This window comes from Streptomyces sp. NPDC042364, assembly GCF_056437585.1.
Genome location: NZ_JBWKAJ010000002.1, coordinates 93,979 through 105,978, shown reverse-complemented (window position 1 = coordinate 105,978; position 12,000 = coordinate 93,979). Strand labels below are relative to the sequence as shown.

General features: G+C 72.5%; 11 protein-coding genes. 7 read left to right on the top strand and 4 right to left on the bottom strand.

From position 1 onward, the window contains the following. Positions 1-2: 2 nt before the first annotated feature. A complete protein-coding gene (locus AC067N_RS03780; RefSeq protein WP_478677272.1) occupies positions 3-1,022 on the bottom strand; it encodes a sugar ABC transporter substrate-binding protein in 1,020 nt (339 codons plus the stop codon). 329 nt (positions 1,023-1,351) lie between these two features. Between AC067N_RS03780 and iolC the strand changes: the two genes are divergently transcribed. The 5 genes from iolC to AC067N_RS03755 all read left to right on the top strand — a co-directional run bounded on the left by iolC (position 1,352) and on the right by AC067N_RS03755 (position 8,016). Next, on the top strand, positions 1,352-2,308 hold the full coding sequence (iolC, locus tag AC067N_RS03775; RefSeq protein WP_478677271.1) for a 5-dehydro-2-deoxygluconokinase: 957 nt from the start codon (positions 1,352-1,354) through the stop codon (positions 2,306-2,308). A 352-nt stretch (positions 2,309-2,660) separates the two neighbouring features. Continuing rightward, a complete protein-coding gene (locus AC067N_RS03770; RefSeq protein ID WP_478677270.1) occupies positions 2,661-3,539 on the top strand; it encodes a Cgl0159 family (beta/alpha)8-fold protein in 879 nt (292 codons plus the stop codon). 107 nt (positions 3,540-3,646) lie between these two features. After that, complete coding sequence (gene iolD, locus AC067N_RS03765; protein ID WP_478677269.1) at positions 3,647-5,548, top strand: 3D-(3,5/4)-trihydroxycyclohexane-1,2-dione acylhydrolase (decyclizing); 1,902 nt, start codon at positions 3,647-3,649, stop codon at positions 5,546-5,548. Positions 5,549-5,666: 118 nt separating this feature from the next. Next, positions 5,667-6,431 carry a GntR family transcriptional regulator gene (locus AC067N_RS03760; protein WP_478677268.1) on the top strand — a complete coding sequence of 255 codons (765 nt, stop codon included), beginning with the start codon at positions 5,667-5,669 and terminating at the stop codon, positions 6,429-6,431. Between the two features lie 523 nt (positions 6,432-6,954). Then, on the top strand, positions 6,955-8,016 hold the full coding sequence (locus tag AC067N_RS03755) for a sugar ABC transporter substrate-binding protein (protein ID WP_478677267.1): 1,062 nt from the start codon (positions 6,955-6,957) through the stop codon (positions 8,014-8,016). A gap of 118 nt (positions 8,017-8,134) precedes the next feature. On the opposite strand, the gene AC067N_RS03750 is transcribed toward AC067N_RS03755, so the two are convergent. Next, complete coding sequence (locus AC067N_RS03750) at positions 8,135-9,286, bottom strand: Gfo/Idh/MocA family protein (protein ID WP_478677266.1); 1,152 nt, start codon at positions 9,284-9,286, stop codon at positions 8,135-8,137. 132 nt (positions 9,287-9,418) lie between these two features. On the opposite strand from AC067N_RS03750, the gene AC067N_RS03745 reads away from it, so the two are divergent. Beyond that, positions 9,419-10,423 carry a LacI family DNA-binding transcriptional regulator gene (locus AC067N_RS03745; RefSeq protein ID WP_478677265.1) on the top strand — a complete coding sequence of 335 codons (1,005 nt, stop codon included), beginning with the start codon at positions 9,419-9,421 and terminating at the stop codon, positions 10,421-10,423. Positions 10,424-10,475: 52 nt separating this feature from the next. Next, positions 10,476-10,793 carry a DoxX family protein gene (locus AC067N_RS03740; RefSeq protein ID WP_478677739.1) on the top strand — a complete coding sequence of 106 codons (318 nt, stop codon included), beginning with the start codon at positions 10,476-10,478 and terminating at the stop codon, positions 10,791-10,793. 68 nt (positions 10,794-10,861) lie between these two features. Here AC067N_RS03740 and AC067N_RS03735 read toward each other — a convergent pair whose 3' ends face one another. Together AC067N_RS03735 and AC067N_RS03730 are read right to left on the bottom strand one after the other, a co-directional pair. Beyond that, positions 10,862-11,293 (bottom strand): ankyrin repeat domain-containing protein, encoded by a 432-nt coding sequence (locus AC067N_RS03735; protein WP_478677264.1) that lies wholly within the window; start codon positions 11,291-11,293, stop codon positions 10,862-10,864. Between the two features lie 41 nt (positions 11,294-11,334). Next, positions 11,335-12,000, bottom strand: coding sequence for a hypothetical protein (locus tag AC067N_RS03730; RefSeq protein ID WP_478677263.1), 666 nt, complete (start codon positions 11,998-12,000; stop codon positions 11,335-11,337).

Sequence of the window (12,000 nt, the reverse complement as noted above, 5' to 3'; positions counted from 1 at the left end):
GATCACCGGGTGCCCTTCGCGGCGAACTTGGCGATCGTGTCGACGTTGTCCTTGTCCACGAAGGCCGGGCCCGTCAGGACCGGCTCCTCACCGCCGCCGCTGTAGTTGCCGTTGTTCTTGTAGAGCCACAGGGAGTCGATCGCCAGGTAGCCCTGGAGGTAGGGCTGCTGGTCGACGGCGAACTCGATGTCGCCCGCCTTGATGGCGTCCGTCAGCTCCTTGTTGAGGTCGAACGTGGCGACCTTCGCCTTGCTGCCGGCGTCGTCGACCGACTGCACGGAGGTCAGGGCGATCGGCGCGCCGAGCGTGACGACCTCGTCGATCGAGGAGTCCTGCTTGAGCTTGGCCGTGACGGTGGACTTCACCGAGGGCATGTCCGTGCCGTTGACGTAGAGGTTCTCGGTCTTGCCCTTGAAGGTCTTCTTCACACCGGCGCAGCGGGCCTCGAGGGAGACGTTGCCCTGCTCGTGGATCACGCAGATCGCGTGCTTGGCGCCGGTCTCGTTGAGCTTCTTGCCGAAGGCCTCACCGGAGACGGTCTCGTCCTGGCCGAAGAAGGAGAGCAGACCCTGCTCCTTCCAGACGTCCATGCCGGAGTTCAGGCCGACGACGGGGATGCCCGCCTTCTCCGCCTTGGCGATGACGTCCTTCATCGCGTCGGGCTTGGCGAGGGTGACGGCGATGCCGTCGACCTTCTGGTCGATCGCGTTCTGGACGAGGTTGGCCTGGTTGGCCGCGTTCGGGTCGTTCGAGTAGACCAGCTTGACGTTGTCCTTGTCGGCGGCGGTCTGGGCACCCTTGCGGACGATGTCCCAGAAGGTGTCGCCCTGCCCGGCGTGGGTCACCAGCGCCACGGTCATCCGCGGCGTGCTGGCCTTGCCCGCGGAGGCGTTCGCCCCGCCCTCCTCGGCCTCCTTGCCTCCGGAGCTGCTGGAGCATCCGGCTATGAACATCGCGGAGGCCGCGGCCACGGCGAAGAAGGGAGCCACTCTGCGTGAGCGGGGCTGAAACGTGCGGTCCATCTTTCCTGCACCTCACTGTGCGACAGGGGGAAAGGGAACGGGACAGCGTCGGGCGGTATACCCGCGCGGGCCCGGACCTGAAGTCCGGATCATTCTGCCGGTAGGCCGGCTGCGCTGTTTCGTTGGGACGGGATACAAACCCCTGGCACACCCACCTGTCAAGACTTTGTTAAGACATCATTTCACGAGCAGGTCCGAATGTCAGTACAAAGCCTTGACAGGGGCTCACTCGGGCCCCTACACCTGGGATACATCCGGCCCCGTGCCCGCGCATCCCCTGCCGGCCCACGGTCCGGTCGGCCCGCACCCCCACCCGAGGAGCGCCGCGCATGCCCGAGTCCGCCGAGTCCTTCGATCTCATCACCATGGGTCGCATCGGAGTGGATCTGTATCCGCTGCAGACCGGTGTGCCGCTCGCCCGTGTCGAGTCCTTCGGCAGGTTCCTCGGCGGGTCCGCCTCCAACGTCGCGGTGGCCGCGGCCCGGCTCGGCGACACGGCCGCGGTGATCACACGGACGGGAGACGACCCCTTCGGCGCGTTCCTGCACGAGGCGCTCAAGGAGTTCGGGGTCGACGACCGGTTCGTCACGCCCGTCGCCGCGTACCCCACACCGGTCACGTTCTGCGAGATCTTCCCGCCGGACGACTTCCCGCTCTACTTCTACCGGCGGCCCAAGGCCCCCGACCTGGAGATCCACACCGACGAACTGGACTTCTTCGCCATCCGCGCCGCCCGGGTCTTCTGGATCACCGGGACCGGCCTGAGCGAGGAGCCCAGCCGCTCCGCCACGCTGGCCGCGCTCAAGGCCCGTGACAGGGGCGGCGTCACCGTGTTCGACCTGGACTGGCGTCCCGTGTTCTGGCAGGACCCCGAGACCGCCCGCCCGTACTACGCCGAGGCCCTGCGGCACTCCACGGTCGCCGTCGGCAATCTCGACGAGTGCGAGGTCGCCACCGGCGTACGCGAACCCCGGGCCTGTGCGGAGGCACTGCTGGAGGCGGGTGTGGAGCTGGCCGTCGTCAAGCAGGGCCCCAAGGGAGTCCTCGCCGTGCACCGGGACGGCACGGTCGCCGAGGTGCCGCCGGTACCGGTCGAGGTCGTCAACGGGCTCGGCGCGGGCGACGCCTTCGGCGGCTCCCTCTGCCACGGGCTGCTGCGCGGCTGGGACCTGGAGCGGACCATGCGGTACGCCAACGCCGCCGGCGCCCTCGTCGCCTCCCGCCTCGCCTGCTCCTCGGCGATGCCGACGGAGGGGGAGGTGGAGGAGTTGCTGACGGGTGGGTGACGCCGTGGCCCCGCCCCCACCGCCGGGTTGCTCCCGCCAGGGCCCGCCCCGGCGCCGGGCCGCTCCCGCCGGGATCGTGCACGCCGCGGCTTCGACGGCCGGTTCTGTCGTATGCCGGTGAGTGGGCCGGTCGCGCAGTTCCCCGCGCCCCTGAAGGGACGGGCCTGCGGCCCGCCCTTCGTCGGAGAAGCACGGGGCGCGGCCCCTGCTGTCGGACGGCCCGCAGGGCGTTCAGGGGCGCGGGGAACCACGCGAGCACCCCCCCCATCCGCACCCGCCAGAACCACACACCCCCGAGCCATGAGGCGTCCGAAGGGGGCGAAGGGGCACCGCCCCTGGAACGGAGCCCGAGTTGACCATCACCATCCCCGACCTGGTGTCCGTGCGCGCACGCCACCCGGAGGCCATCGCCGAAGCGGCGGCGCGCCGAGTCCGCCGTCCGCTGATCGGTGACAGCGGCCGTCTGATGATCGTGGCCGCCGACCACCCCGCCCGCGGTGCCCTCGGCGTCGGCGGGCGCCCCCTCGCCATGGCCGACCGGGCCGATCTCCTCGAACGCCTCTGTGCCGCGCTGTCGCGACCCGGCGTGGACGGCGTGCTGGCCACCGCCGACATCCTGGAGGACCTGCTGCTCCTGGGCGTCCTGGAGAACAAGGTCGTCATGGGCTCCCTCAACCGCGGCGGGCTCGCCGGGGCGTCCTTCGAGATGGACGACCGCTTCACCGGCCACCGCCCGGAGGACATCGAGCGGCTCCGCTTCGACGCGGGCAAACTGCTGCTGCGCGTCGACTACGACGACCCCGGCTCCCTGCGGACCCTCCACTCCACGGCCCGGGCGGTCGACGACATGGCGGCGCGCCGACTGCCGCTGTTCGTCGAGCCGTTCCTCTCGCACCGGGTGGACGGCCGGGTCCGCAACGATCTGAGCGCCGAGGCGGTCACCCGGTCCATCGCCATCGCCGCGGGCCTCGGCGGCACCTCCGCGTACACCTGGCTCAAGCTGCCCGTCACCGACGACGCCGACGCCATGGGCGAGGTCCTGGAGACCTCCACCCTGCCCGTCGTACTGCTCGGCGGCGAGGTGGGGAAGGACCAGGACGGCGCCTACGAGAAGTGGCGCAAGGCGCTGCGCCTGCCGACCGTCCAGGGGCTGGTCGTCGGCCGTTCCCTGCTCTACCCCGCCGAGGGCAGCGTGGAGACCGCGGTCGACACGGCTGTCGGACTGCTCTGAGCCCCGCGTACATGCACCGACACACGCACCCGCACCCCAAAGCACGAGCACGAGCACGAGCACAACCCTCGCCAAGCCCCCGACCCCTTCGTCCCAGTGAGGTCCCGATGACCACCCCCTCCACCCGCCGGCTGACCGTCGCCCAGGCGCTGGTGCGGTTCCTGTCCGCGCAGTACTCCGAGCGCGACGGCGTCCGACACCGGCTGATCGCCGGGACCTGGGGCATCTTCGGCCACGGCAACGTCGCGGGCGTCGGCCAGGCGCTGCTGGAGGCCGGCGAGGAGACCATGCCGTTCCACCAGGGCCGCAACGAGCAGTCCATGGTGCACGCGGCCGTCGGCTACGCCCGCCAGCTGAACCGGCTGTCCGCGCAGGCGGTCACCACCTCCATCGGGCCCGGCGCCACCAACCTCGTCACCGGCGCCGCCCTCGCCACCATCAACCGGCTGCCCGTGCTGCTCCTGCCGGGCGACTACTTCGCGACCCGCTCCGCCGACCCGCTCCTCCAGCAGCTGGAGCACCCCACCGAGGCCGACGTCTCGGTGAACGACACCCTCCGCCCGGTCTCCCGCTACTTCGACCGGATCACCCGCCCCGAGGCGCTGATCCCGGCCGCCCTGAACGCCATGCGGGTCCTCGCCGACCCCGTCGAGACCGGCGCGGTCACCCTCGCCCTGCCGCAGGACGTGCAGGCCGAGGCGTACGACTGGCCGGAGGAGTTCTTCGCCGAGCGCGTCTGGCGGGTGCGGCGGCCCGCGCCCGACCCGGCGGAGCTGGCCGAGGCGGTCCGGGCGATCCGCGCGGCCCGGCGGCCGCTCCTCGTCGCCGGCGGCGGCGTCCACCACAGCGAGGCGGAGGCGGCCCTGCGGGCGCTGGCGGAGGCCACCGGCATCCCGGTCGCGTCCACCCAGGCCGGCAAGGGCTCGCTGCGCCACGACCACCCGGCCGACCTCGGCGGCATCGGGCACACCGGCACCGCCGTCTGCGACGACATCGCCCGCACCGCCGACCTGGTCATCGGCGTCGGCACCCGCTACACCGACTTCACCACCGCCTCCAACACCCTCTTCCAGGTCCCCGACGTCCGCTTCGTCAACCTGAACATCACCGCGTTCGACGCCCACAAGCTGGCGGCCCGGACCGTGGTCTGCGACGCCCGGGCGGGTCTGGAGGCGCTCACGGAGGCGCTCGCCGGGCACCGCGTCGACGAGGCGTACGTCGCCGAGTACCGGGCCGGCAAGGAGCGCTGGGAGCGGGTGGTCCAGACCGCGTACACCCCGGCCGACGAGCACGCCGTACCGACGCAGACGCAGCTGCTGGGCGCCCTGGACGCGGTCGTGGGGGACGACGACGTCGTCATCAACGCGGCCGGTTCGCTCCCCGGTGACCTGCACAAGCTGTGGCGGGCCCGCAGCCCCCGCCAGTACCACCTGGAGTACGGCTACTCCTGCATGGGCTACGAGATCCCCGCCGCGATCGGAGTGCAGCAGGCGGCGCCCGGCACGGCCGTGTGGGCGCTGGTGGGCGACGGCACGTATCTGATGATGCCGACGGAGATCGTGACCGCCGTCCAGGAAGGGCTGCCCGTCAATCTGGTCCTCGTCCAGAACCACGGCTACGCCTCCATCGGCGGGCTGTCGGAGTCGGTGGGCGCCGAGCGGTTCGGCACCGCCTACCGCTACCGCGTCACCGACGGCACCTTCACCGGGGCCCCGCTCCCGGTGGACCTGGCCGCCAACGCCGCCAGCCTCGGCATGGACGTCATCCGCGCCAAGACCGTGCGGGAACTGCGCGACGCCCTCACCACGGCCCGCGCCTCGGACCGGCCGACCTGCGTGTACGTGGAGACCGACCCGGCGCCCACCGCTCCCCCGGCGGAGGCCTGGTGGGACGTACCGGTGGCGGAGACGGCCGCCCGGCCGGCCGCGGTCGAGGCGCGCCGGACCTACGAGCGTGAGGTCGCCGCCCAGCGGCGTCACCTCCACCCCGGCGTCCATCCCGGCGCGTGACGGGCACGGCCCGCCGTCGGCCCGACCACCGCCCGGCACCCTACGTGGGTGCCGGGCTTGTCAGGACAACGAAATGACAGGGCTTCCTGTCATCCGGACGGACGGTTACCCTCAGACCGTGACCAGCGCGACCACAGGGAGTACGGAGAAGCTCGACCTCGGTGTCGACCGGAGCAGCCCGGTGCCGCTGTACTACCAGCTGGCCCGGCAGCTGGAGTCCGCCATCGAGCACGGGGAACTGGGCCCGGGCAGCCTGCTGGGCAACGAGATCGAGCTCGCGGGCCGCCTCGGCCTGTCCAGGCCGACCGTGCGGCAGGCCATCCAGTCGCTGGTCGACAAGGGCCTGCTCGTGCGCCGCCGGGGCGTGGGCACGCAGGTTGTGCACAGTCAGGTGAAGCGTCCGCTGGAGCTGAGCAGTCTCTACGACGACCTGGAGGCGGCGGGCCAGCAGCCCACGACCCGGGTGCTGCTGAGCGAGATCCGCCCGGCCTCCGCCGAGGTCGCGGCGGCGCTGGGCATCGCCGAGGGCGCGGAGGTCCATCTCTTCGAGCGGCTCCGCCTCACCCACGGCCAGCCGGTGGCGTTCCTTTCGAACCACGTCCCGGCGGGCCTGCTGGACCTCGACACGGAACGGCTGGAGGCGACGGGCCTGTACCGGATGATGCGCAACGCGGGCATCACCCTGCACAGCGCCCACCAGACGGTCGGCGCCCGGATCGCCGCCCCCGAGGAGGCGGAGCGGCTCGGCGAGCCCAGGGGTGCCGCCGTCCTCACCATGCAGCGCACGGCGTACGACGACACCGGCCGGGCCGTCGAGTACGGCAGCCACATCTACCGGGCCTCGCGCTACTCCTTCGACTTCCAGCTGCTCGTCCGCAACTGACGTCCGCACGGCGACGGCGGTCCGCGGGGACGGGGCGGGTTCCTCGTGCAGGACGTCGGGCGCTCGCCGGACGCTGTCGCACGATCGAGGGCTCGGCCGGCGAAGGCCACCCACCCCTGGCCCCCCACCACGGCCCGCCGCGCTCCAGCCGCCCGGAAACCGCAGCTCAGGCAGGAATACCTGGGGGCGTATTAGATTGGGCAGCGGAGGCTGCAGCATGGGCTCGTCACAGGATTCCGGGCTGACGGCCGTGGTCGGCGGTGGTGCATCGGACTTCGGGCCGGCCACGGCGCGGCTGCTCGCCGCCCTGCGGGGGCTCGTGTCGCCCGCCTCGGCCCGCCGCACGGCGACGTGCCCGCGACGCCGGCCGGCGCTCCGCTCGACGTGGCCGTCCGGGAGCCGTCGAGGACAACCCCCACAGTGGCGCGGCGGCCTCCACGTCCCGCTCGCCGGCATCGGCGCGCCGGGGATCGGGCCCCCGCCCCGTCTCCCGCACGAAACCGTCCGCAAGGGAGAACCAGCCGTGAAGACCCGACGCTTCCGCCGCATCAGCCTCGGCGCCGCCAGCGCTCTCGTCGTCGCCGTGCTCGGCGCCTGCGGCGGCTCCGGTGCCGACACGGACAGCAGCCCGGTGGTGGGCGTCGACTACCCCCGCTCCGACACCGACTTCTGGAACGCGTTCATGGAGTACACCCCTGGATTCGCCGAGGAACTCGGGCTGGAGCTGAAGACCACCAACTCGCGGAACGATGTCGCCAAACTCGCCACCAACTCGCAGAGCCTCATCATCCACGGCGTGAAGGGCGTGGCCATGGCCCCTCAGAACACCGCCGCGACCACGCCCATCCTGCGGCAGCTGGCCGCGCAGAAGATCCCCGTGGTCACCCTGGACACCCGTCCCGACACCGGCGACGTCTACATGGTGGTGCGCGCCGACAACCGCGCGTACGGAGAGAAGGCCTGCCGGTTCCTCGGCACCAAGCTCGGCGGCGAGGGCAAGGTCGTCATGCTCCAGGGAGACCTCGCCTCCGTCAACGGCCGCGATCGCACCGAGGGGTTCAACGACTGCATGAAGAAGCGCTATCCCGGGATCAGGGTCTTCGGGGAGACGACGAACTGGGACGGGGCGGTCGCGGCGCAGAAACTGCAGGCGAATCTCACGGCCCACCCCGACATCAAGGGCATCTACATGCAGTCCAGCCTGGCGCTCTCCGGGAGCCTGCAGGTGCTCAGGCAGCAGGGTGTCCTGGTCGGTCCGGAGGACAAGCGGCATGTGTTCGTGGTCTCCAACGACGGCACCCCCAGAGAGCTCAAGGAGATCGCCGAGGGCAAGATCGACGCCACGGTTTCCCAGCCCGCCGACCTCTACGCCAAGTACGCGCTCTACTACCTGCAGGCGGCGATCGAGGGCAGGACGTTCAAGCCCGGCGGGACGGACCACGACAGCACGATCGTGCGAATCCGCGACGGTGTGCTGGAGGATCAGCTCTCCGCACCCCTGGTGACCGCGGACGGCGCCACCTACGACGGGGTCCCCAGCCTCAGGAGCGACGACGAGTCCCTCTGGGGCAACAACCTCGACTGATCTCGCACGGCCTGCACGCGTCGACCGTGTTCTCCTGTCCCGGGAGCCCCGGCCTCGGGGCGGGTCGATGCCGGCGGCGGAACCCGGCCCCTAGGCGCGATTCGGGTCGGTGGCCGGCTCAGAGGTCCGCCCACGCACCCGACTCGGCGGAGCGGCTCATGGCGTCCAGGGCGGTGGCGCTGTGCACGGCGTCGTCCAGGGTGGCGCCGTACGGGGTGCCCTCGGCGATCGAGCGCAGGAAGTGGTGGGCCTCGATGACCTTGAGGTCGTCGTAGCCCATGGCGTTGGCGGACCCCGGCTGGAAGGCCGCGTACGCGCCGTGGCCGGGGCCGACGAAGACCGTGCTGACGGACTGGTCCTGGTAGGCCGTGCCCCGGCTGACGCCCAGTTCGCCCATGCGGCGGAAGTCCCACAGGACGGCGCCCTTGGTGCCGTGGACCTCGAAGCCGTAGTTGTTCTGCTCGCCGACCGCGACCCGGCTGGCCTCCAGGACCCCCCGGGCGCCGGAGGCGAAACGGAGCAGGCAGCCCACGTAGTCCTCGTTCTCCACGGGGCCGAGTTCGCCGCCGGCCGCACGGGTGTGGCCGGCGGTGGCGCCGGTGGGGCGGGCCCGCTCGGGGACGAAGACCGCGGTGTCGGCGGTGAGGGCGGTGATGTCGCCGAGGAGGAAGCGGGCGAGGTCGACGCCGTGCGAGGCGAGGTCGCCGAGGACGCCGCTGCCGCCGCGCTCACGCTCGTACCGCCAGGTCAGGGCGCCCTCCGGGTGCGCGGCGTAGTCGCTGAAGAGGCGGACGCGGACATGGGTGACGGTGCCGATCTCGCCGGCGGAGATCAGTTCGCGGGCGTACGCGACGGCGGGGGCGTTGCGGTAGTTGAAGCCGACCGTGCCCTGGACGCCGGCCGCGGCGACCGCGTCGGCGACGGCGCGGGCGTCGGCGGCCGTGAGGCCGACGGGCTTCTCGATCCAGATGTGCTTGCCCGCCTCGGCCATGGCGACGCCGATCTCACGGTGCAGGAAGTTCGGCGCGGTGATGCTCACGGCGTGGACACGCGGGTCGGCGGCGACCTCGCGCCAGTCACGGGCGGTCGACGCGAACCCGAACTGCTCGGCGGCCTCCTCGGCGCGGCCGGGCACGTCCTCGACGACGGTGACCAGCTCGGGGCGTACGGGAAGCTGCGGGAAATGGTGCGGCAGGCGGGCGTAGGCCTGGGTGTGCACCCGTCCCATCCAGCCGAACCCCACGACGGCGACACCGAGCGCACTCACCATGACTGCCCTTCTTCGGACTCACCGGACCGGATTTGGACCGTTCCAGAACGTACGCCGCTCACCTTGGAGGCGAGCCTTCAAGGCTGTCAAGCCCTTTGACAACCACGCCCGCCCTGTGGAACGGTCCACGCCATGAGACCTCCGACGATCCGCGATGTCGCCGAGCGCGCCGGCGTGTCGAAGTCCCTGGTCTCCCTGGTGCTGCGCGGCTCCGAGCAGGTGCGCCCCGAGAAGCGGGAGGCCGTGCTGGCGGCCGTGGACGAGCTGGGCTACCGGCCCAACGCCGCCGCGCGCAGCCTGAGCGAACGCCGCACCCGGACGGTCGGCGTCCTCCTGAACGACATGCGCAATCCCTGGTTCGTGGAGCTGCTGGACGGCCTGAACTCCCGGCTGCACGACAACGGACTGCGCATGCTGCTGGCCGACGGCCACCTCAACCGGCGTCTCGGGGAGGACCTCACCCGGACCTTCACGGAACTGCGGGTCGACGGCCTGATCGCGGTCGGCACACTGCCCCCGTCCGAGGCTCTGCGCGAGGCGGCCGGCCGGATCCCCACCGTGGTCGCCGGGGCCCGTGAGCCGACGCTCCCCCATGTCGATGTCGTCGCGGGCGACGACCAGTCGGGCGCCCGGCTCGCCACCGAGCACCTCATCGCCCTCGGCCACCGGCGGATCGCGCACATCGCGGGCGACGGCGTGGTCGGAGCGCTGCGCCGCCGCAGCTTCGAGACGGTCATGCGGGAGCACGGTCTGTCCGACCTGGCGGCCGTCGAGCGCGGCGATCTGACCGAGGAGGGCGGCTACCGCGCCACGGTCCGGCTGCTCAGCGCCCCCGAACGCCCCACCGCCATCGTGGCGTTCAACGACATGTCCTGCGTCGGCGCCCTGTCCGCCGCCGAGGAACTGGGCCTGAAGGTGCCACGCGACCTGTCGCTCGTCGGCTACGACAACACCTATGTCTCCCGGCTGCGTCACCTGTGGCTCACCACCGTCGACAACGCCAGTCACGACGTCGGCCGCCGCGCCGCCCAGTGCCTCCTGGACCGCATCGCCGACCCCACCCGCCCGGCCGAGGTGGTCCTGACGACTCCGACCCTGGAGGCGCGCGGCACCACGAGCCCGCCGGCGGGCTCGTGAGCGGACGACGGCCGCGCCGCCGCCTCCTCGCCGCCGCCTCCTCGCCGCCGGTCTGATGAAGACCACCCAGTCGAAGGAGAAGCTGGCCGCGTCCGGGATGGCCTGGACCGAGGACTTCTCGGCGGGCGCGGTCAAGGCGATCGGCGCGCTGGAGGGCCTCGCCGCGATAGGCCTGATCCTGCCGGCCGTCCTGGACATCGCCCCGGTCCTGGTGCCGCTCGCGGCGACCGGCCTGGTCCTCACGATGATCGGCGCGGTGGTCGTGCACGTCCGCCGCAAGGACGGCGCCCAGGCCGTGGTCCCCGGCGTGGTCCTGTTGATCCTTTCGGCGATCGTGGCGTGGGGCCGCTTCGGGCCGTACTCCTTCTGACCGTCACGGAGCGGTCGACGAGCGGTGGCCCCTCGCCCTGTCACGGGCTCCGGTCGCGTCCCGGCGCGTCACACGCCGCCGTCGAGCGGGCGGGCCCCCGCGGCCCGCAGCAGCGCCGCCGTCTCCGGGTGGGGGCCGTGCTCCGCCCAGTAGAGGGGGGTGCGGCCCGTGCCGTGATCCTCGCGCAGGTTCGGATCGGCGCCGTGCGCGAGGAGTTCGCGCACGGCGTCCATGTGGCCCCAACAGGCGGCCCCGCACAGCGGGGTGCCCTCCGCGCCGCGCCCGCTCTCGGCGTCGGGCGGGGCGCCGGCGGCCAGCAGCAGCCGGACGGTGTCGGCCGCGCCGTTCACGGACGCCGCGTACAGCGGTGTCGTGCCGTCGGCATCGGCCGTCCCCGGGCAGGCGCCCGCCCGCAGCAGCGCGGCGACACCGGCGGTGTCACCGGCCGTCGCGGCCCGGACGAGTCGTTCGGACAGCTTCTTCTGCCGCCTTCTGTTCACTGCTCCCCGATCCTGCGAGACGAATGCCGGGTGTCACCCCATCACAGCCCCTCCCGGGCAGCGACTCCTTTTCCGCGTACTCGGCGTTCCCGGCATTCTCGGCCTTCTCGGCCTTCTCGGCGTAGTACGCGTGCTCCGCGTACGTCGACCGCGGTGAGGGCCAGGGCCAGCAGACCGGGGACGAGGAACGCGAGGGGCAGCAGCATCCACGCGCACAGGACGGCCGCCACCACGGCCAGCACCACCAGCGCGCTGCCTCCTGGGTCCCGCACGGCGTCGCGGGCCGCCCCGCGTACCGCCGCGGGCCAGTCGACCGCCGACTCATGGCGGGCGCAGGCGCGCAGACCGACCACGGCGGCGCAGCCTGCGACGGCGGCGAACGCCAGGGTGAAGGCGGGGCCGCCGGGCAGGCCGGCGGAGACCAGCGCCAGGTCGACGAGGACGAGGGCGAGCCCGGCGACGGTCACGAGCCCGGCGGCGAAGTCGCCGGGCCGCAGCCGTCGCCGCAGCCCGCCGAGGAACCGTCGGGCGGTGACCGGCCGCCCGTCCCGCACTCCCCGCAGCACCTCGCACGCCGTGGACAGCGCGGCGGGCAGGGTCACCAGCGGCAGGCTCACCACCGCCACGGCGACACCGACGCACAGCACATCGGCGAACAGCGTCATCCTCGGTCCGAAGATCTCGCCCGGCTCCCTGGTGGTCCGCAT